Genomic DNA, 20645 nt, shown 5'->3' on the forward strand with positions numbered 1-20645 from the left:
ACACAGCGAGCCGACCTCATACCTCCAGGCTTCCTCAGACCGGATCGTTTTCCCCGGATTCGGTCGTCCCGTCTTCGGGCGACGGCTCCTCCTCTCGTTGCGACAGGTCGTCATCGCGAAGCTCGCCCAGGCGCAGCCGGCCCTCTTCCATGGCACAGTAGAGCGTGGGCACCACAAAGAGGGTCAAGAGCGCGATCGTCATGCCACCGACCGCCGGAACCGCCATCGGGATCATCACATCGGCACCGGTACCGTAGCTTGTAAGCACCGGCAAAAGCGCCAGAATGGTGGTCGCTGTGGTCATCAGACAGGGGCGAATACGCCGCAGCCCTGCCTCCACCACCCGCTCGCGTACCTGCGCTACGGTGTCGCTCTCGCCCTCATCGAAACGCTGTTTGAGGTAGGTTGCCATGACCACACCATCATCGGCACCAATGCCAAAGAGGGCGATGAATCCGACCCAGACCGCGACGCTCAGGTTCATGGGCCCGATCTGGAAGATCTCGCGCAACGAGACGCCAAAAAAGCTCACATCCAGAAACCAGGGCTGACCGTAGAGCCAGATCAACAAGAACCCGCCACCGAAGGCGACGGCCACCCCGCTGAAGATAATCAGCGAGGTCAGCAGCGAGCGAAACTGCAGGTAGATGAGCAACGCGATGATCACCAGGATCAGCGGCACCAGGATGCGCAGGCGCGCCTCGGCCCGAAGCGAGTTCTCATAACTTCCCGCAAAGCTCAGGCGCACACCTTCTTCCAGGGTAAGTTCGCCGCGATCGATGGCCTGGTCGAGCGTTTGACGCACGCTCTCCACGACGCTGACCTCACTTGTGCCCTCAGCGGCATCGAACATCACGTAGGCCACCAGTGCGGAGTTTTCACTGCGGATCATCTCCGGACCGCGCTCGTAGCGCACCGTCGCAAACTCACCGAGCGGTAGCTGCGCACCGCTGGTCGTAGGCACAAGAATGCGGCCAATGGCGTCCGGGTCATCGCGAAGCTCACGCGGGTAGCGCACGCGCATCTCAAAACGCTCGCGTCCCTCGACCGTCTGGCCAACGCTGATACCGCCGATGGACGCCTCGACCACCTGCTGGAACGTCGCCATCGACACGCCGTATCGCTCCAGGCGAGCGCGGTCGGGCTCGATGATGAGGTACGGCTTACCCACGGGGCGATCGGCGTTGACGGCTCCCTGGTTGACCAGGGGGTGCTCTCTCAGAAGTGCCTGAATCTGCAACGCAGCGTCAGCCAGATCTTCCAGCGTCTCTCCCTGAAGGCGTACCGCCATCGGCGCGCGAATGCCGCTCTGCAGCATGACCAGCCGCGTGCTGATGGGCTGTAGAAGCGGCGCGGTGGTCAGGCCAGGAATATGGCGCGCCACATCGACCAGCTCATCCCAGATGTCTTCGGGACGGCGAATCGTATCGCGCCACTGGCGGAAGGGACGACCGCCCGGATCTTCGATCAGTCCACCGGTTTCATCGCGAACAAACTCCCCATCTGCATCAACCTTAAAGCGCACCCTGCGGCCATGCTCGTCGAGCACGTATTCGGGTTTGTACTGAATGATCGTCTCGACCATCGCCACCGGGGCCGGATCGAGCGCGCTCTCAGCGCGGCCGAGCTTGCCGACGGAAACTTCCACCTCGGGCACCGTTTCAAAGAGAAGGTCGAGGCTCGCGAGCATATCGCGGGCCTCCCCCAGCGAGCCGTGAGGCATGGTCGAGGGCATGTAGAGGAAGGTGCCCTCATCGAGATCCGGCATGAACTCGCGCTCCAGCCCGGGGAAGGCATGATGGAGCCATTGGCCCGGGGCGCTCTTATGAAACGCGTCGGGCATCCAGCCAAAGATCGTCGAGAAGCCCAGCCAGATCGTCAGGCCCAGCACGACGACCAACGCCGGAGCGGGCAAGAAGATCGCCTTATGAGCCAGCACCCAGCGAAGCAGCGTGGGATAGAGGATGCGAAAGAGCCAAAACGAGCCCAGCACAAAGCCGACGACGAGCGCCACAACGAACAGGTTGGCCACCACACCCTGCCCCGCTCCCAGGGGCATCCAGGACGTGGTGAGCAGCCAGGTGATGACGATCACCACCGCAGCAAGCCCCACCCACTGCAAGGCGCGCCGCGCCCAGCGGTGGGCGGGGGTGTCCTGCCAGAAAGCGCGACTGTTGAGGACATCGTCAACGACCCAGGCCAGGCTCGAGATCAGAAGGGCCACACCCACGCCCGCGTGAACGAGGAAGGTGAGCGCAAGAGCGCCGGCGGTGGCTGCCAGCCCCAGCAAAAGGCGCGAGCGAAGCGAGCGGGCGCGCGCCCCGAGCACCCAGCTGGCCGCGGTGGGGATGATGAAGATGGCGATGATCAGACTGGCCAGCAACGCATAGGTTTTTGTGAAGGCCAGTGGCGTAAAGAGCTTACCCTCCTGCCCGGTGAGCAAAAACACCGGGAGGAAACTGACGACCGTGGTGGTGATCGCGGTGAGAATCGCCGGTGCGACCTCCGAGGCTCCCCGGGCGATCACCGCCAGACGCGGCGCATCATCGGGGGCCTCATCGAGGTGCTGGGAGATATTCTCGGTCATGATGATGCCCATATCCACCATGGTGCCGATGGCGATGGCGATACCGGCAAGGGCCACCACGTTGGCATCAACCCCGGTGTATTTCATGGCCACAAAGGTCATGAGCACCGCCAGGGGCAAGAGCGCTGAGACAAGCAGGCTGGCACGCAAGTGCAACATGATCAGCAGGACGACCAGCACGGTGATCAAGATCTGCTGAAAGAGCGCCAGACTGAGTGTGCCGAGTGTGCGCTCAATGAGCTCCGAACGGTCGTAGAAGGGTACGATCGTCACCTGACTGACGGTGCCGTCTTCCAGAGTGCGGGAGGGCAAAGCACGCTGGACCTCATCGATCGCATCTTTGACCTCGTCGATGACCTGTTTGGGATTGGCACCGTAGCGGGCGGTGACCACGCCGCCGACCGCCTCCACGCCGCTGCGGGTAAGCGCGCCGCGGCGAATCCCCGGACCGGTGGTCACCCGGGCGACCTGCTCCACGGTCACCGTGACGCCGTCACGGGTGACCACCGGGGCGCGGGCGATATCCTTGAGCGATTCGACATAGCCCACCCCGCGGATCAGGTACTCCACCCCGTTGATCTCGGTGGTACGTGCGCCGACCTCGGCGTTGGACTGGCGCACCGCATCGGCCACCTGAGCCAGTGTGACGTCGTAGGCGCGAAGGCGGTCCGGATCGACCTCAACCTGGTACTCCCGTACGTGCCCGCCGATCGAGGCCACCTCAGCCACTCCCGGGGCGCTGGCCAGCGCGTAGCGCACCGTAAAGTCCTGCAGCGTGCGCAACTCTTCAGCCCCCCACCCGCCGGCGGGCTCCCCCTCCGGGGTTCGCCCTTCCAGCGTGTACCAGAAGACCTGACCGAGCGCCGTGGCGTCCGGCCCCAGCTGGGGTGCGACGCCCTCGGGCAGCAGACCGCCCGGAAGACTGGCGAGGCGCTCGACCAGCCGCGCTCGCGTCCAGTAGTACTCGGCATCTTCCTCGAAGATCACGTAGATCGACGAGAACCCGAACATGCTCGTGCTGCGGATCGTCTCGACGCCCGGCACCCCGAGAAGGGCCGTGGTCAGCGGGTAGGTGATCTGATCTTCGATATCCTGCGGAGAGCGGCCGGGCCACTCCGTAAACACGATCTGCTGGTTCTCGCCAAGGTCTGGAATCGCATCAACCGGGACCGGATCTCCGGGCTCACCGGCACCCAGATTCACCGGCGCCACGTAAAGCCCCCAGCCGATCGCCACCAGGGTAAAGACCACCACAAGAAGACGTTGCTGAAGGACCCCTTCAATCAAGCGGGTCATGAACGAAGGTGAGGAGCTTTCAGTGTGCATGATCCCCCCCGCTGTGGTCGTGGCTGTGCTGGGAAGCATCGCCGGCCTCTTCATCGCTGTCGGCGCCCTTCTCCACTAAAAACATCCCGCAGACCGGGCATTCACCCGACTCAGGGTGGGCATAGTGCGTGGTGCCCATATCGCAGTACCAGCTCCCCTCGGGCAGGCGCGCTGGATCGATGGGCGGGTCGAAGCGGGTTCCCTGTGCGTCGACCTCCACAGGTTCATGGTCGTTGTGTTCGCTCATCATGGAGGGGCCTCCACGAATCTGAAGCGAGGCGTCAATACGGAAGGCCCCCTGGGCGGCAACCTCATCGCCGGCCTTGAGCCCCTCTTTGATGACCACGCGTTCGCCCACGCGATCACCGAGTTCCACCTGCACCGGAACATAGGCGGGCCGCTCAAGCGACGAATCCAATCGGTAGACCATCGAACGCGAGCCAGTCCACAGCACGGCGCTAAATGGCAACGAGAGGAGTTGGTCATCGCCGACGCGGCGCTCCAATGAGGCCTCCACAAACATGCCCGGCCGAAGCTGACCCTCGTCGTTTGGCAGCGGTACCCGCGCGAGCATCACTCGCCGCTCGGGCTCGATTTCGGGAGCGAGAAAATCAACGCGTCCCTCCAGCGTGCGATCCAGCGCCGGCACGCTCACGGCAACCGGCTGCCCCACCTCCACGCGCGCGATATCTTGCTCAAAGATCTCCAGCTGGGCCCAGACCGTGTCGAGCGCAGCCAGAGAGACAATCGGCTGGCCGGTCGTCACATAGTCGCCCACCGACACCAGGCGCTCTCGCACCGTTCCGCTGGCCTGCGCGAAGACATCGACGGTCTCGCGGGCGACGCCCTCGGCCAGCACCGCATCGATCTGCCGGGAGTCCATCCCGAGCAGACGAAGCTCGTCGCGTACCGCGCGCATCGACGCCTGCGCGGCTGACGTGCGCGAGGGGCTGTCGACGCTGCGAGCCTGCTCAAGGTTGCGTTGGGCCTGAATCAATGTCTGCTGCGCGCTCAGGAGCTCCGGGCTGTAGATGCGGGCGATACGCTGGCCGCGCTTCACCGTCTCACCACGGGCGTGGACATAAAGTCGTTCGATGCGTCCGCCCACCCAGGCACTGAGGTCGACCTCGGCCTTTTCACTGACTTCGATCCGACCAAAAACCTCCAGACGATCGTCGAGGGGACCGGCTTCCACCCGCGCATTGGCGACGCCTGCAAGTTTTCTGGCGCCTTCGGAGAGCCGCACGGAGGGGACATCCCCCTCGTCGCCACTGGAACCGCCGGGCACAAGATCCATAAAGCAGATCGGGCAGGTGCCCGGACCATCCTGACGCACCTGGGGGTGCATCGGACAGACGTATTCTTCGGTCTCAGCCTCTTCGGCTGAAGCACTCGCGTCGGCGCCAGCCGCATCTTTGGCAGACGTCTCATCGGAGCAACCAAGAGCAGAAAGGGTCAGCATCCCCAACACGATCGCACATGCGACGGGACTGCCGGGTCGTGTAAACATCGTCATCGTTGACCTCGCAGAGATGCCGGGTAGGCCCAGGGGCTCTCAGCAGCGAGCTGACCGGCGCTTAAGTATTGAAGTTCGAGAAGTTGATTGGCGCGCTCGGCTTTGAGCTCGAGGTAGCGACCATGCAGGTCCCACTCCTCGCGTACCGCGCCCAGATAGTCGGTGACCGAGCGTTGACCGACCTCCACGCCGGTGAGCACCTCGGCGCTCACGAGCGAGGCCATGGGCATGAGCTCTTCGCGGTAGGCTTCCACCCGCTCGTCGGCCTGAGTGGCGCGGGAGCGCGCCGACTCCAGCTGCGCCAGAAGATCGCGCAGCGCCGCGGCGCGCGCTTCCTCGGCCGCCGAGGCACCGGCCTGCCATCGCCTGGCCTCGGTGCCGTAGCGCCCTCCCCAGATCGGCAGCGCGATGGAGAACCCCACCTGAAAGACGTCATGACGCGGATCCGCATGGCTGTACATCGGTGCCATGTTGCCGTAGCCGACCATGATCTGCGGAGGCGGACGAAGTTGCCGCTCCACAAGCTCCTCCTGCGCACGAGCCTGAGCCCGCTCGGCTTCAAAGCGCGCCAGCACCGGCGAGTTCGCCTCGATCATCGCAGCGAGCTCCTCGCGCGAGGGCAGATCGACGGTCCAGTCCAGGATGGCCGTCGTTTCGGGCAGATTCAGCGCATCTGTGCTCACACCCAGGAGGTTGGCCAGCCGTCCCTTTGCCGCGCGCAATCGCGCTTCTTCGTCTCGGCGCATATCTTCGAGCCCCGCCTCGGCGAGTTGCAGGCGGTAGAGATCGGAGTGTTCGGCGCGCCCCACCGGGAGGGTCGCCTCGATGATACGGCGAACATCCGCCACCAGCCCGACCTCCTCATCAACATGCAGGAGCATCTCTCGGGCGCGAGCGATGGCCACCAGTTCGCGCCGAATATCGCGCAGTATTTGGTGCGCGGCCGCGCGCTCCTCAGCGCGCGCGGCCTGCTCCATCGCCCGGGCCGGCGCCGCGCTGGCGCGGCGTGTGGCCGGCCAGGGGATGGTCTGCATCAATGTGACCATATGGTCCGTGGTCTGATGCGCCGCCCAGGGCGTGCTGAACTCGGCCATGTACTCGACGCGGGGCTCCGGCCAGCGTCCCTGCTCTACTTCAGCAGCGAGGGCAGCCTCCTCCGCACGCGACGCATAGGTACGCAGGCCCGGATGGTTCTCCAGCGCCTGCGCATCCAGCGCGGCGATGCTCTCGTCGGAAGGGGGTGTGGCCTCTACCCGGCGATGGTGCTCGCCAGAATGCGAGACGTGTTCAGGCGAAGGGTTGCTCTCGCTGCGCTCCTGCGCGCTCGACGTTGACACAAAGAGCCCGGTCGCTCCCAGCGCCACAACCCACGTGCTCACTGCGCGTATGACGCGCGGCGAATGCGTTGGCATGATCCTACCTCTTAAGCCCTCGAAAAGGGGCTCAATCCACATGCAGAGGTGTCTGTCGATCGCAAAAGGATCGAAAACACCGCCACAACTGTATTAGAAAGGGACGAATGCAACGTGGCGCCGGTCGGCGCGCGCCTCATCGAAGGCGCGCGTCGTTAAAGACGCAGCGTCTGCACCCGGAGGTAGGTCGGAGCTGCGCTCAGAGCGCACTCCTCATCGAGGCATCGCGAATGCCAGGGTGGCGAGGGAGCGTCGACGATGGCCTGCGCAAGTTCGATGCCCTCGGGCATTCCGTGCGCGGGCAGCTCCACAAGCAGGGGCGCGGCGAGCCGGTCGGGAAGAAGCTCACCGGTAGCGACCATGCCGGCTGTATCGGCGACGACCGGGGCACGAGGTGCCTCCTCAGCCACATCGCAGTTACAGCAGCACCCCTCATCGTGGTTCGAATCATCCGAGCCTTCGCCGTGGGCGCAGGAACACGCTCCGTCGGTGGTCCTGGCCTGCACCGTCGAGGCCTGCACCATCGAGGCCTGCACCATCGAGGCCTGCGCTGACGCACAGAGGCAAGGCACGCTCAACGCGAGGGCGAAGATCGCCACGAAGAGCGGACCGAGCAGGGTCTCAATGCGAATGGGCAGGTTCATAAGAAGGCTCCAGAGATCACGTCGCTATGACGTTTCTCAATGCTGCAACCTTACGCACCGAAGATTTATTCGTCCAGCGTCCCTGACCTCACTGCGTCGCCGGGCGAGAAAGCCTCCGCGGAGCCGTCGGGCGCATCGCAGAGATGCTCCTCGGCGTCCGTCGCCTCAATGGCACGCAGAACCGCCTGGCTGAGTTCAGCGGCGTCGCCCCCGTGAAAGTGGTGTGTGGCGGCATCTTCGCCTTCTTCGTACATGACGACGGTTCCGACGAGGCAGGGCCCGGCGAAAAAGACCCAGGCACCGCTTCGCGCCACGGGCCGGCGCTCAATGACTCGGCCGGCGCGATCGCGCACAAGCAACACGTGGTCGCTGGTGCCGGTCTTTCCCCCCACCTCCCAGCGTGCCGCCCCCGTGTGCCAGGGGCTCCCACTTGCGTGGCCGGTGCCTCGCCGGGCTACGCGGATCAAGAGCGCCTCAACAGCCGCAGCCACCTCGGGCCCAAAGGCCCGTACCGGCTGCGTCTTTGTCGGTCGCAGCCATGTTTCATAAGGCGTGCCCTCAAAAAGTCGCACGAGCCTCACATGGCTGAGCGCCGGAACCGATCCGCCCCCGCGCACCGCGGCGACGAGTCGGGCCAGAGAGGCGGGCCGATCGCCGGAGCTCCCAAGCGCGGTAGCCAGCGAGGGGGTCAGGCGCTCAAAAGGATAGCCAGCGCGGGCCCACTCCTGTTGCAACGCACCGAAGACCTCCTCCTCGATGGCGTAGTGGATGCCCCGTCGCGTGTCGGTGGTGGAGGTCTGCGCCGCGATCCAGTCACGGGCCGCGCTTCGCGCTCCAGCCGTGGCGAGCATCACCTCGGTGAGCGAGGCCTCGGGATCTTCGGTGAGGGCGGCGATGGTAGCCAACTCCAGAGGATCTTGCTCATCCCAGGGATCGATGTCGACGTCGGCAGCATCCACCTCGGTGCTGGCACAGGGATGGGAGACTGGAAGCTCAGCAGCGCTGCCGATCGCCCGGCGAAGCCGGGCGCAGCGCGCCTCCGTCGGCTCAAGTCCCGCTAACGCTCGGCGCGCCATGGTCGGAAGATCACTTCGGTGGTGGTAAAAGTAGGCATCGCGCACCAGGCGTTCGGCCGACATCTGAAGGTGGCGCTCGCGCAGCTCCTCGAAGCGGGGGTGCTCCCCGGCGACCACCGCCTCAATGGGTACCCCGAAGATGCGATGGGCGTGGTAGGCCACGACCTCATGGAGCAAGCGAACAAAGGGGAGGTTGGCCGAAGCCACAAACGCCGAAGCCACGTTAAAGTAGCGCGAATCATGCTCCGGATTCACGTTTTGAAACTCGTGGGGACCGCCACCGGTGTAGAATACTTCGTCGGGGTCAGCGGAGATGGGGCGTTGCAGAGCGCGTTGCAAAACGTCGGTCAGGGGAAGTCCAGGTTCATTCGCAAGCTCCCGGGCTACAAATCGGCTGAGGGGGTCGTTCGCGGCGGGCTGGCCGGCGCTCTGGGCCTGATAGGCCTGCTCCACCCCGCTCAAATAGGAGATCAGAACCCGGAGTTTGGACGTTGATCCCAGGTCGACTCGCCCCTCCGTGCTCAGATCAACGACCCGGGGTTCCGTATCGACAATGGCACGGGGTTCCAACCCGCCGGCGCTCCGAGCGAAGATCGTAACACTTGTGCGCGCCGGCGGCTGGGCGGCCTCGATCTCGCGGCGAAGCGCATCCTGCAACGCGGCATCATAGGTCATGGTCACGCGGGCGTGGCGTTGACGCATGACCGCGCGCTCCTCCCCGCTGAGCGCACCCCACTGGCGAGCGGCCAGTGCGCTGAGATGGGTGTCTCCTCCCTGATGTGCCCGCTTTGCAGGGGGCTTACCCACGCTTAAGGATCGCGATGCGATCACATGACCCCAATCGCGCGTCATGTGCCCCTCTTCGACCAGTACGTTGATCAAGGCGTCCACCCGACGCTCCAATGCATCGAGGCCACCGGGGAGATAGCGAGCCGGGCGCTGCTGCGCGATGATCAGCGCCAGCAGCTCGCGCTCCACCTGAGCGCGAAAGGCGTCATTTTCTCCCGGTTTAAGCGCGTGCTCAACCACCTCGGGGGGGCGACCAAACCAGGCCCACATCCCTTCAAAGACGCCCTGCACCGGCCCGTACCCGTGCCTGTGCCCGAGTGGCACCGAGTTGATCCAGTCCATCGCGAGCTGCTCGGCCCACGCATCGGCCTCTCGCCCGTGATGGTAGGTCCGCAGCCAGGCAGTAAGCATCTGGCGCGCCTTCTCGCTGCTACTCGAGGTACGCCCGCCCGGGGAATGGCGAAACTTCTCCATCTGCACCGCCAGCGTCGATCCGCCGATAGCAGGCGCGTCACTGCCCAGGTGCGCTCGTACCTGACTTACGGTCGCGACGCCCAGGCGCGTCCAGTCCACCGCCGGGTTGGTAAAGGGGTGAGCGCGGTCAGCGAGCGCCCGGTTCTCCAGGAGACGCGCAGCGTTGAGTGCCAGCGGCGGCGGCCGCTCCCAGACCACCTCCGGATATCGCCAGCGCTCCAGCGTTCGACCGGCGCGATCGGTGATGTGCACGCCCGCCTGGGGCTGAATCTCGAAGATGGGGTAGGTCCAGCCGACCAGCGCCGAGTTTCGTGCACGTTCGTGCGGGCGAGCCAGCAGCACCACCTCAAAGCCCTGGTCCTGAAGGCGTTCCACGATGGCGCTGCGCTCCGCGTAGCCTCGCGTGTGGTCCCAGGGACCATCCGGGCCGTCGACCAGCGGCGAGGACGAGGGGGGACTGAGTCGGTACGGTGTCACGACGGCCTGCGATACCTTTACCCCCACCATCGACTGCATCGCCGAGGTGCGCACCTCCTGCCAGATCACCGCCAGCGCGCTGAGCAGCACCAACCCCGGCACGACCGTCACCGATACCCACCAGGGCGCCCTGGACATCCCTCCACCTCCGAGTCGACGTGTTCTCCGCACTCCGGGCGGACTCAAGAGCCCACCGGTGCACTCTCATCAACTCAAAGCTAAGCACAACCCATCAGGCCTTCCCCTCCCCTTGCTCGGCAGCCTGCAGAAGCCCCCCGACGAGCTATTCACGCGAGGCTGCCCCCCTCATCTCTTCATGCGGATCTTCACGCGCATACTTCGGGCGCACCACCGCTCCCGGCCCCGGAGCAATCCCCGAGCCCACGCGCCGCGCCCACACCTGGGTGAGCTCGGCACCGAAAAGTACAATGACCCAGCTGTAGTAGATCCACATCAAAATCACCGCCAGGGTACCCGCCGCCCCGAAGAGCGAGCCCACCCCCGATCGCCCCAGATAGGTGCTGATCGCGAACTTCCCCAGCCCGAAGAGTATGGAGGTCATCGCCGCCCCCACCCACACATCGCGCCAGGCCATCGTGACATCGGGCAAGATCTTGTACATCGCGCCAAAGACGGCGGTGAAAAAGATCAACCACACCAGGCTGTCACCTAACCTCCAGATCCACACCGGGCTCATGACCAGGTAGGCGAAGTAGGTCTCGACCACCGCGATGACCGACCCCACCAGCAGCGATCCCATCAACAAGAGCCCGAAGAAGAGCACCATGGAGAAGGCCAGCAGACGGCGCTTGATGACGTAGAGAATGCCTTTGTCGGGATCGGCCTGCACGCGCCAGATCATGTTGAGGGTATCCTGCAGGGCAGCAAAGATCGCCAGGGCACCGAAGAGCATCGTGCCCAGGCTTACCAGGGTGGCTCCCAGTCCCGTTTCGTTGATGCGCACCCCCCGGAGCATCTCTTCGATAAACTTCGCGGCTTCCAGCCCGACAAACTCTTCGAGCTCGCCGACGACCTGCCCTTGCACGGCGGCCTCTCCGAAGGCAAGACCGGCCATCGCGATCCCGATCACCAGCAGCGGCGCCATCGAGAAGACCGAGTAGAACGCCAGGGCCGCGGCAAGCCGCAGCGCCTTATCGTCGCTCCATTCTCTGTAGGCCTGCCCCACAAAGCTCAAAAAGGGCATGATCGGGCCGAGCACTTCCAGCGCCCTCTCCTTGATTTTCATGCCGTCTTTCCTTAGTTTTTGCGGCCACCAGCGTTGACAGTTTTCCTCGTTCTGCGGTGGCAGCAATTTCACCACCACAGCCACTTCCGTCAACCGATGGCCTTTGCGCTCTGAGTGCTCAAAACGCCTCCCCCGATGAGCGCCTCCGGCCGGCTGTGACCCCTCGCCAACGCGCGACGCTCCCAGCCCGTACGCCGGCCCGTTGTAACCCTTTTGCAATCGAGTTGTATGATGTCGTCGATGATCAAGTCCTTCCTCAGTCGTGACTTTGACTACTCCCCCCTGCACCGCCTCCTGGAGATTGTTGCGATCCTGAGTTTCTTTGCTCTGGTAGTGGTGATCAGCGCGCGCGCTATCAGCGGGCTGAACGTGCTCGGCTGGCAGACCGCCGCCTGGGTTGTGCCGCTGACGGCGATCCTGGGCTACGTGGGCGCGGACTTCGCCTCGGGCTTTGTCCACTGGATGGGCGACACCTTCGGCAGCGAAGAGACGCCGGTGCTCGGGGAGCGATTCGTCAAACCCTTCCGCGACCACCACACCCACCCTCAGGGCATCTGCGAGCACGACTACGTGACGGTGAACGGCAACAACTCAATCGTGCTGGCGCTCTACATGGTGCCCATCGCGCTCTTCTTCACCGATCCCACCCAGATCTGGCAGTTGCTGGTGCTGGCCTTCTCGGTAACGTTCACCTGCGGGGTGTTCATGACCAACCAGTTCCACAAGTGGGCCCATATGGATGATCCGCCGGGCTACATCCGGCTCATGCAGCGCTACAACCTGATTTTGACGCCGACCAACCACGATTTTCACCATACCGCCCCCTACGACACCTACTACTGCATTACCTGCGGGTGGCTGAATCCTGTGCTGGAGCGCATCAAGTTCTTCGAAACCATGGAGAACGTGGCCCGCAGCGCCTTCGGCATCAAGACCGTTCACGACGAACCGAACGCTGCCCGCAACCAGCAGGCCTGATCGATCGCCCCTGCCCTGCCTGTCGGTGCTGGCGCCTCGTCAGATGAACGCCAGGTCGTCGGCCCGCGCCCATCTGGCCTGCTAGCCCCCTCTGTATCAACGGTTGTGCGCCGAACCCGAACAGCCGGGTGGGAGGCGCCCCCCGGGGTTCACGTCATCGCCGCCTGCAGGCTTCTGCCCCGAATCGCTTTGGGCCAGCACACGAAGCGGCCCGGGTAAATCCAGGGTCGCACACGAAGCGGCCTCCAACGCCTACCTGGAGAGCTTCCAGCCACTCCGAGCAATGGCTCGGAGCGGATGTACCAGCCTCTTCGTCTCGGTAGCTCCCGGCGGCCCTCCGCCCCCGACATCTTGCCCTCCCAGAGGACCCGCGATCCGCTCCCCGTCCGGACTCGCCAGGGGGCCGCGCCCTTCGCGGCCGGTCCTCCCTTCTGGCCGCGTACGACTGCCCTTGCGAGTTCGCCCCCTTCAAGGCGTTGCCTGACGAGAGCAGGCCCGGCGCTGTCGGGACGAGCAGATCGACCGTTCACAGCGACGCGAGCCTGCGGCGCGTTGCGCTTCAGGCACCGAACTTATTGAAGCGGCGCGCCTCAGCCAGCGCCAGCGGGAGAAGATCACGCGAAGCGCGAAGTCCCAGCGTGCCGCGGAGCACTTCCCGCTCGCTAAACGCCTCAACCCCACCGCCGAGCACCGTCTTAGACCAGAGAGCCGTGGGAATCGGATGCCAGGAGTGGTCGCCCAACACCGCCGGGGTACAGTGATCGCCGGTGAGCGCGATCACATCAAACCCCATCTCCGTGACCTTCTTAAAGAGCGGGTCGCAGCTCTCAAAGACGCCGACCTTCCCGTCGAAGTCAAAGACGTGAGCAAAACCATCGGTCTCTTTGATGTGCAGGTAGAAGAAGTCGTAATCGTCAAACGCCGCCTCCAGCGTCTTGACCTCATCGGCATGCTCCATGGAGCCGACCTCAAGCACATCCATGCCCACCAGGCGCGCGATACCCTTGTACATCGGGTAGGTCGCAATCGCCGCGGCTCGAATGCCGTAGAGTTCCTCCAGGGTGGGGATGCTGGGAGCGGCCCCGATGCCACGCAGAAGCACCGTATTGGCCTCGGGCTCCTCCGAGAGAATGCGGGTGGCCTGGGCGATGATCGCATTGACGATCGACGCAGAGTGCTCCGCCTCAGGGCTCTCCGCCTCCACAGGCTTCGGCGGCACACCGCTCTTCTGGGGGTCGGCGTCGCTGAGCCCGCCCACCAGCCCCGGACCGCGCAAGAGCAACGCGAAACGATGCTCTTTGCCCGGATAGACGTAGATCTCGTAGCCCTCCACCGAGAGCTCACGGCTGAGCTTCTGGCAGACGCGTCGGCTCTCGGCGGTCGCGATCTTGTTGGCGCGCCTGTCGGAGATCACCTGCTGATCGCCCCGCTTCTCCAGCGTGGCGAAGTTGCCTCGCATCGCCAGGTCGCCTGCGCGAATGCTTACATCCCGGGCAAGCTCGCCCTCAAAGAAGACGTCCTCGGCGCCGAGCACCTCAAGCACCCCGCGGGGCAGATCAAACTGGTCGAGTGGATACCCAAAGAGCGAGAGATGGCCGGGGCCGCTCCCCGGAGTCACGCCGGCACCGTGCGGCACGAGCCCGCCACAGCTGGCCGAGCGAGCGAAGGCATCGATCGCCGGGATATGTGCCGTCTCCAGTTCCGTCTTTCCCGTCTCCGGGTGCGGCAGACCGCCGATACCATCGAAGACCCAGAAGAGGATCTTGCTTTGATTCTTGACGACGAGCTCCTGCAATAAGTTGATGCGTTCCATACCGCCTCCCTGAAAACCTCAGTGGGTTGTTGTGTTCAAAAGTTTGGGGCCGCTCGCATGCAAAAGCCCCGGGCGCCGGACGCAGCCGGAGGTCTTCATCCCGGAGGGCATACGTCGCTGCTCTGAAAACTACTGGTTGGTATCGGCCGGATCTGGCGAGACGCCCTGGTCGATGATCTGCTCGTAACGCTTGAGGCGACGCTGCCCCTCGGCGTTCTCCGGATCGATCTCCAGCACACGGCGCACCGCATCGCGCGCCTCAGCCCATTGCCCGCGACGCTCCGCCAGCTCCGATTGTTTGAGAAAGAGCGGCACGGCATGCGCGAGCTTGTACTCGGGCATAATTCGGGTGCGGTACCCGTGGCGCGTGGGACGTCGGGCCAGCGCGGCGTAGGCCGCCTCCACCCGCTCATTGATCTCGCGCACCCGTTGATGCACCTCCTCCTCAAGCTCCGCCGGCACCCCCTGCGGGTCGAACTGCGCGCGAAGCTCGTGGTAGGCCTTCTCAATGACCTCCGAGTAGCTTGACCAGTGCACGTTAAGCACCTCGAAATAGCTGGCCTTATGCACGCTGAGGTATTTTACGGTGACGTTCTCGCGCAGCCGCTCGCGCACCACCGTCTGATGCAACGAGCGGTCAAAGTGCAGAAGTCCCATCCGGTGCAAGGCAAAGACCACCGCGAAGGTCTCCGCCGGCGGGAGCGCGCTTTCGGTAAACACCTCTCGCAACCGACGACGGCCATTGAGCACGTTATCGACCAGACGCATCTGTGCTGCTGCGCTGATGGCGCGCTCCAGGCGATCGCGCTCCTGAACAAGCACCTCCGGGTACGTGTCGAGCTCAGGGGCCATGGTATGCTCGCGCTCCCTGGCAGAGCACTGCGAGAGGCCGCGCACCAAACGATCGTAGATAATGCGCTCGACGGCCACATGAACCCTGAGCGGTGGCTGCGGCAAAAAGTCCGCCGGAAGCGACGAGGCGTCAAAAACCTGAAGGCTTCCCTCCCGCTCCTCGCAGAACTCCCGCAACAGGAAGGTCAATCGCCCCGAGATCGCATGACGGATGCGCTCCGGGTCGAGGATATCGAGTTCCATCAAACTTCGGGCCAGGGTTGTACCCAGCTCATCGGCGTGGGCTGCTGCCATTGCCAGCTGACGTTTGGTGATGCGATTGGCCGCCTGCAGCATCGGACCGAGCTCAGAGAGGGGGTGTCGAGGCTCACTGCTGATTTCGACGATGTAGCCGCTCTCAAAGAGCAGCTGACGGCCCTTCTTTCCAAAACGTTGCACCACCGCGCCGCTAAAGCCACTCGACGAGAGTTGCAACAGGATATCGAGCACCCGCTCCCCGGCGAGTTCCTCGACCCGGTCCGGATCGCCCCCGGGCTCAAACCAGGGAGGGGCCGGGCCGTAGAACTCGCGCGTGACCAGCCCGGACTCCAGGGAGTGCTGCGTGGAGCGCACCACATCCATGTCGGGATCAGGCATATCGAAGCGCCGCCGCCCCGTCGTCTGCATCGTGCGCTTGACGCCCCCGCGTCGCGAACCGTAAGGCGCAAACGATCGCCCCGGCTCATCGGCAACCTGCACCGGCGAGGTGGGGTGATGCTCCTGGAAGGACTCCTGGCCCCCGGCGGCACTCTCCTGGACGGCTTGCTCGTCGAGCTCGCGCCGACGATCGTCGGCGATGGCCTGCAGCGCCACGCGATCTTCGCGGCCCAACCCCGAAACCTCAATGGCAGTTCCGCGCGAGGACTGGTGCACCACCCGGGCGCGCGCCTCCACCTCGAGGTGGGCGCGTGGAAAGTTCACCTTGACCTGTACGATCTCATTGAGCCCGGGCGGGTCCTCCAGGTGCACAAGTACCGCTCCGACCTCCAGGATCTGATGCAGGAGGCTATCGATGAGCTCGTCACTCTCCGCCACAATCTCCACGTCGACCCGCACCCGCCCGCCCTGATGGGTGGAGGCCACCGGACTGACCACACCTTTCTCAATGCGCCCGGTCCAGCCCCCGGAACTCTCCTGAGTCGCCGATCGCTCTCGTCGGGCCAGCGCCTCGTCGAAGATGGCACGCGCACTGGTCGCACTCACCTCGGCGAAACGCTCCGACATTAAGCTATGCAGCGCATCGAAGAGTGTCTGCTCATCACTCGACCACTTGCTCTGACTCATGCGGGGTCCGGGACGCGAATTTCGGGGAAACACGGGTGGGCTCTTCGCATCGTTTCAAGGGGGCGAAGAGGTGTCAATCATGGCCGGGTAATTTTCCGTCATCGCCCTTCTCCCCCGGCACATCATCGTCACCGGACTCATCATCCGAGCCCCCCTCGTCGACCGGGGGCGTCGCGGATGTCGTGTCCTGCTCGCCCTCCTCGCTGGCTTCACGCGGAGTATCAACCTGCGACTCTGACGGCTCTTTGGCGCCCTCCATCGTGCGCCGGTCCGGGGAGTCGGGAACGTTCTCGCCGCGCTCAATGCCCGCGTCTTCGCCTTTGTCATCGGTGAGAATGTGGGCACGCACCTGCATCTGCGCCGGGCGCGCGGCTTTCCCGGTATAAAAGGAGGTCGTCTCATACCAGGCGATGATATCGGGCAGCAGCACCTTGAGGGCACCGGTCACGGGAATCGCCAGCAAGATCCCCAGGAGTCCGCCGATGTTTCCGCCGAGCAAGAGCACGATGATGACGGTAACCGGCTTCAACCCCACCTTATCGCCGACGATGCGTGGTGTGATGACGTAGCCCTCGAGCATCTGAGTGACGCCAAACACGAGCCCCACCCCCAGAAGCGCGCCCCACCCGCTCCACTGGATGAGCACGACGAGCACCGCAAGAAGCGATCCCACCGCAAACCCGAAATAAGGGATCACGTTGAGAAAACCCGCCAGAAGACCAATGACAACGCCCGACTGCACATCGAGCCCGAAGACGCCGTACACAACTCCCAGCCCCAGCGCGTACATCCCGGCCAGGATCAGCGCCACCTGGATCTGCCCCCGGAACCACTGACCGACGGCCTGGTCCATCTTCTGAAGACGCTCGATAAAAATCTCGTAGCGATGCGGCGGTATAAAGCGCACCAGGGAGCGACGCCCGAGATCAAAATCCCTCAGAAAGTAGAAGGTGAAGAGCGGGATCATCACCGCGTTGACAAGGCTTGCAACCACCGCCCCGGTGCGCGTAACGGCGTTGGTGAGCGCCGAGCCCACATGCTGCCCGATGGTCGGCAGCGCCTCGCGGATCTGGCCCCCGTAGCGCTCCATCGCCGCGGCCGCCGTCGAGGGCATCTCCACACCGAAGGCGCGCTCAATCCTGGGCAACGCGTCGTTTTGAAGGGTCTCCAGGAGCGCCGGGAAGCTCTCGATGATCAACCGCGCCTGGTTGGCCAGGGTCGGGTAGAGAAAGATCGCAAAGATCGTCACAGAGAGCATCGCCGCCAGCAGCACCAGCAGGATCGCCGGGGTGCGCCCCAGCCCGCGTGACTCCAGGCGGTCGATCGTCGGGTCGAGCAGGTACGCAAAGAGCAGACTGACAAAGATCGGAAAGACCACTGCGGCGAACTTCCCCAGCGTCCAGAACACGCCCCCCAGAACAAGTCCAAAAACCAGCAACTTGGCCAGCAGATAGGGGTAGCGCCCGAAGCGCTCCCACTGCTCGCCAGCGTCGAGATGAGGGCCCGCTCCACCCTGTCGATTCGTCATAAATTCACTCAGCTCGCAACCATCATTCACCATGCAGGGCCGGCACAACGCAACGCCCGTTCAGAACCCCTGCTCGTAGGGCTCGATCCATAACTCGTGGACGCCCTCCATACGAGAGCCCGCTACTGCAGAGACCGAAAAATCATCAAAACTATGCCCCTCCAGCACGCGCACCGCATAGTCGATCACGTCAGGAGGCGTGGCCTCGCCGGGGTTGATCTCGAGCGCGATAATGCCCTCGCTTGCCCACCGCTCCACCACCGCATGTACTTCGTCGAGCGCCAGAAGTCGTTCGCGCACCCGCTCCAGATGTGCGGCTTTCCCGGTGTTCCGCAGAGCGAGCAGGGGCTCGGAGCTGGCGATGCCCACCGGCCCGGCCACACGCCGCAACCCGCGACCGGCGACATCGCCCAGGGCGCTACCTACCTCCCGTCGTGCGCTCTCCAGCAGGGCCGGCAGGTCATCGCCGTAATAGTGGCGCGTGACCGCAAAGCGTTGCAGCGAGACGCCTTCAACCGACCCGGCAGCGACAAGCTCAAGCTCCGCGCTCGCCACCAACCCCTCAACCCCCAGCGGCCAGACCGGGCCCATCGCCCGGTAGGTCACCTGGCCTACCAGAACCCGATCGCCACCGAGCAGCGCCCCCAGCTGGGCGGCGTTGGCCGTGGAGAGCGCCGGGCGTCGGTAGATCCTCGAGATGCTCTGCTCCGGGGTTGTCGCAAGGCTCACACCGCGGGCCTGCAGCGCAGCATTGAGAGCCTCATCGCTGGCGGTCCACCGCGGCGAGCCAGCCTCACTCCACCAGAAGGCAACCCGGGGTTGGTCGCCGAGGACGCCGGCATCCACCACCTCGGTCATCAGCGCAACCACCTGACCACGCCCCTGCGCCTGGGCCGAAACCGGAAGCACCAGGCTCAGCAACACCGCCGCGTAGATCCACCACACTCGTTTACTCATCATCCCTGCTCCTGCGCCCACTCTGCGGCGCCCTACTCCCACTCAATGGTCCCGGGCGGCTTGCTCGTAACGTCGTAAACCACGCGGTTGACGCCTGAGACCTGATTGATGATGCGGTCGCTCACACGCCCGAGAAACGCCATGGGCAAATGGCCGCGGTCCGCCGTCATGCCATCCTTGCTGGTCACCGCCCGAAGCGCAATGACCTCATCGTAGGTGCGCTGGTCGCCCATCACGCCAACAGTCTTGATCGGCAGGAGCACCGCAAACGCCTGCCAGACCTGATCGTAGAGCCCCTCAGCCCGCAGCGACTCAATAAAGATGTGATCAGCCTGGCGCACCTTTCGAAGCGCATCTTTGGTGATCTCCCCAAGCACGCGCACCGCCAGCCCGGGGCCCGGGAAGGGATGACGCCCTACCAGCTCCGCGGAGAGCCCCAGCGCCCGACCAAGCACGCGCACCTCGTCTTTGAAGAGCTCGCGCAGGGGCTCAATCAGCTCCAGCCCCATGTCCTCAGGAAGCCCACCGACGTTGTGGTGACTCTTGATTGTTGCCGAAGGCCCCAGCACGCTGACCGATTCGATGACATCCGGGTAGAGGGTCCCCTGGGCCAGAAAACGCGCGTTCTCAATCGTGGCCGCTTCGGCCTCGAAGACCCTGACAAAGAGCTCGCCAATACGCTTTCGTTTGAGTTCCGGATCCGTCACACCGGCCAACGCGCTTAAAAAACGTTCGCTGGCGTCAACCACACGAAGATCGATGCCAAAATGTCCCTCAAAGAGCGCCTGAACCCGCTTCCGCTCCTGGTATCGAAGCAGTCCGTTGTCGACAAACACACAGGTCAGTCGCTCCCCGAGCGCGCGGTGCAGGAGTGCGGCAACCACCGACGAGTCCACCCCGCCGCTCAAGCCACAGATGACGTGCCCTTCTTCGCCGACTTGCTCGCGAATGCGCTCAACGGCACTCTCCACAAAATCGGCCATATTCCAGGTATCCGGACAGCCGCAGACCTCGAAGACGAAGTTCTCGAGCATCGCCAGCCCCTCCAGCGTATGGGAGACCTCCGGGTGAAACTGCACCCCGAAGATCGGGCGTTGACGATGCGCCATCGCGGCCAGGTGACCGTTTTCGGTGCGTCCAATCGCCTCAAAGGCCTCCGGAAGTTCGCTGACAGCATCGCCGTGGCTCATCCACACCTCGGTGGCGTGCCCGAGTTCAAAGCCGGCCATCGGGCCGCGGGCGGCCTCCACGATCACCCGGGTGCGTCCGTACTCGCCACCGCCGCTGGCGCGATCGACACTGCCCCCAAAGGTGGAAGCGAGAAGTTGCATCCCGTAGCAGATGCCCAGCACAGGGATATCCCAGCTCAAGATCCCCCCCTGCAGGGCCGGAGCCCCCTCGATATGCACGCTGGAGGGGCCGCCCGAGAGCACCACGCCACGAGCCGGCGCCGAGCCCTCGTCGACAACCTCGGCGACGCGCGGATCGTTGCAAGGCCAGATCTCGCAATAGACGCCCAACTCACGCACGCGGCGCGCAATCAGGAGGGTGTACTGGCTGCCGTAGTCCAGGATCAGCAGACCGTCACGAAGTTGTGGATTCATACAGCTCTCCAGCAGTCCATGGAAATGGGTGTGGCATCGGAAG

12 protein-coding genes are annotated in these 20645 nt (G+C 64.4%); 1 reads left to right on the plus strand and 11 read right to left on the minus strand.

Annotated features, from left to right (window positions below; all coding sequences use genetic code 11):
• Positions 1-34: 34 nt before the first annotated feature.
• The 6 genes from EA187_RS05785 to EA187_RS05810 all read right to left on the minus strand — a co-directional run bounded on the left by EA187_RS05785 (position 35) and on the right by EA187_RS05810 (position 11547).
• Complete coding sequence (locus EA187_RS05785; protein WP_127779466.1) at positions 35-3913, minus strand: efflux RND transporter permease subunit; 3879 nt, start codon at positions 3911-3913, stop codon at positions 35-37.
• A complete protein-coding gene (locus EA187_RS05790; protein WP_164856039.1) occupies positions 3903-5375 on the minus strand; it encodes an efflux RND transporter periplasmic adaptor subunit in 1473 nt (490 codons plus the stop codon). Before EA187_RS05790 ends, EA187_RS05785 begins: the two co-directional genes overlap by 11 nt.
• 50 nt (positions 5376-5425) lie before the next feature.
• Positions 5426-6841, minus strand: a complete 1416-nt coding sequence (locus EA187_RS05795; protein ID WP_164856040.1) for a TolC family protein — start codon at positions 6839-6841, stop codon at positions 5426-5428.
• Between the two features lie 155 nt (positions 6842-6996).
• Positions 6997-7485: a hypothetical protein gene (locus EA187_RS05800; RefSeq protein WP_127779469.1), complete on the minus strand. Its 489-nt coding sequence runs from the start codon at positions 7483-7485 to the stop codon at positions 6997-6999.
• A gap of 65 nt (positions 7486-7550) precedes the next feature.
• Positions 7551-10439, minus strand: coding sequence for a transglycosylase domain-containing protein (locus EA187_RS05805; RefSeq protein WP_127779470.1), 2889 nt, complete (start codon positions 10437-10439; stop codon positions 7551-7553).
• Positions 10440-10584: 145 nt separating this feature from the next.
• Positions 10585-11547 carry a YihY/virulence factor BrkB family protein gene (locus EA187_RS05810; RefSeq protein ID WP_115602460.1) on the minus strand — a complete coding sequence of 321 codons (963 nt, stop codon included), beginning with the start codon at positions 11545-11547 and terminating at the stop codon, positions 10585-10587.
• Between the two features lie 231 nt (positions 11548-11778).
• Between EA187_RS05810 and EA187_RS05815 the strand changes: the two genes are divergently transcribed.
• Positions 11779-12525 carry a fatty acid desaturase CarF family protein gene (locus tag EA187_RS05815; protein ID WP_164856041.1) on the plus strand — a complete coding sequence of 249 codons (747 nt, stop codon included), beginning with the start codon at positions 11779-11781 and terminating at the stop codon, positions 12523-12525.
• A 559-nt stretch (positions 12526-13084) separates the two neighbouring features.
• Here the strand turns inward: EA187_RS05815 and EA187_RS05820 are convergent.
• From EA187_RS05820 to guaA, 5 genes are all read right to left on the minus strand, one after another.
• Positions 13085-14338 carry an alkaline phosphatase family protein gene (locus tag EA187_RS05820; RefSeq protein ID WP_115602458.1) on the minus strand — a complete coding sequence of 418 codons (1254 nt, stop codon included), beginning with the start codon at positions 14336-14338 and terminating at the stop codon, positions 13085-13087.
• A gap of 129 nt (positions 14339-14467) precedes the next feature.
• Positions 14468-16513 (minus strand): tetratricopeptide repeat protein, encoded by a 2046-nt coding sequence (locus EA187_RS05825; protein ID WP_115602457.1) that lies wholly within the window; start codon positions 16511-16513, stop codon positions 14468-14470.
• Between the two features lie 73 nt (positions 16514-16586).
• Entirely contained in the window at positions 16587-18041 is a 1455-nt protein-coding gene (locus tag EA187_RS05830; protein WP_164856042.1) for an AI-2E family transporter, read from the minus strand.
• 60 nt (positions 18042-18101) lie between these two features.
• Positions 18102-19001, minus strand: coding sequence for a hypothetical protein (locus EA187_RS05835; protein ID WP_127779472.1), 900 nt, complete (start codon positions 18999-19001; stop codon positions 18102-18104).
• Between the two features lie 29 nt (positions 19002-19030).
• On the minus strand, positions 19031-20602 hold the full coding sequence (gene guaA, locus EA187_RS05840) for a glutamine-hydrolyzing GMP synthase (RefSeq protein WP_127779473.1): 1572 nt from the start codon (positions 20600-20602) through the stop codon (positions 19031-19033).
• Between the last annotated feature and the right edge of the window lie 43 nt (positions 20603-20645).

The sequence above is a fragment of the Lujinxingia sediminis genome (assembly GCF_004005565.1).
Taxonomy (GTDB): Bacteria; Myxococcota_A; Bradymonadia; order Bradymonadales; family Bradymonadaceae; genus Lujinxingia; species Lujinxingia sediminis.

What these genes read in the sequence shown, in the direction of transcription:
- EA187_RS05835 (WP_127779472.1), bottom strand. Translation starts at nt 19,001, where the DNA reads ATGATGAGTAAACGAGTGTGGTGGATCTACGCGGCGGTGTTGCTGAGC.
- EA187_RS05810 (WP_115602460.1), bottom strand. Translation starts at nt 11,547, where the DNA reads ATGAAAATCAAGGAGAGGGCGCTGGAAGTGCTCGGCCCGATCATGCCC.
- EA187_RS05805 (WP_127779470.1), bottom strand. Translation starts at nt 10,439, where the DNA reads ATGTCCAGGGCGCCCTGGTGGGTATCGGTGACGGTCGTGCCGGGGTTG.
- EA187_RS05790 (WP_164856039.1), bottom strand. Translation starts at nt 5,375, where the DNA reads ATGCTGACCCTTTCTGCTCTTGGTTGCTCCGATGAGACGTCTGCCAAA.
- EA187_RS05815 (WP_164856041.1), top strand. Translation starts at nt 11,779, where the DNA reads ATGTCGTCGATGATCAAGTCCTTCCTCAGTCGTGACTTTGACTACTCC.
- EA187_RS05825 (WP_115602457.1), bottom strand. Translation starts at nt 16,513, where the DNA reads ATGAGTCAGAGCAAGTGGTCGAGTGATGAGCAGACACTCTTCGATGCG.
- EA187_RS05820 (WP_115602458.1), bottom strand. Translation starts at nt 14,338, where the DNA reads ATGGAACGCATCAACTTATTGCAGGAGCTCGTCGTCAAGAATCAAAGC.
- EA187_RS05830 (WP_164856042.1), bottom strand. Translation starts at nt 18,041, where the DNA reads ATGACGAATCGACAGGGTGGAGCGGGCCCTCATCTCGACGCTGGCGAG.
- EA187_RS05785 (WP_127779466.1), bottom strand. Translation starts at nt 3,913, where the DNA reads ATGCACACTGAAAGCTCCTCACCTTCGTTCATGACCCGCTTGATTGAA.
- EA187_RS05795 (WP_164856040.1), bottom strand. Translation starts at nt 6,841, where the DNA reads ATGCCAACGCATTCGCCGCGCGTCATACGCGCAGTGAGCACGTGGGTT.
- guaA (WP_127779473.1), bottom strand. Translation starts at nt 20,602, where the DNA reads ATGAATCCACAACTTCGTGACGGTCTGCTGATCCTGGACTACGGCAGC.
- EA187_RS05800 (WP_127779469.1), bottom strand. Translation starts at nt 7,485, where the DNA reads ATGAACCTGCCCATTCGCATTGAGACCCTGCTCGGTCCGCTCTTCGTG.